Annotated in this window: 1 protein-coding gene and 1 pseudogene; both read left to right on the forward strand. The window is 57.7% G+C overall.

The genetic code is table 11. From position 1 onward, the window contains the following. Positions 1–143: pseudogene (locus ALO43_RS15675) on the forward strand (alpha/beta fold hydrolase); the annotation flags it as partial. Then, on the forward strand, positions 140–286 hold a 147-nt coding region (locus ALO43_RS30175), incomplete at its 3' end, for an aldehyde dehydrogenase (RefSeq protein ID WP_020305408.1). The pseudogene ALO43_RS15675 and the gene ALO43_RS30175, both read left to right, overlap by 4 nt.

Genomic DNA, 286 nt, shown 5'->3' on the forward strand with positions numbered 1-286 from the left:
TCGCGATACTGCCCGATCAACGCCATATGATGCCGGTTGAGTCGCCGCGCCTGGTCAACCAGGTGTTACTCGACTTCTTTGAAAAAACCGGTCTCGACAAATTGGCGACTGCCCACAACTCGATCAAGGGGATAGTTGCATGAGCCTTACCCGCTTTCAGATGTGCATCGACGGCCAATGGGTCGATGCGTTGTCCGGCAAGACTTTCGACAGTCTCAACCCGGCGCTGGCTGAACCGTGGGCGCAACTGCCCGACGCCGACGAAGCAGATGTCGAACGTGCCGTG

This window comes from Pseudomonas tremae, assembly GCF_001401155.1.
GTDB classification, from domain to species: Bacteria; Pseudomonadota; Gammaproteobacteria; order Pseudomonadales; family Pseudomonadaceae; genus Aquipseudomonas; species Aquipseudomonas tremae.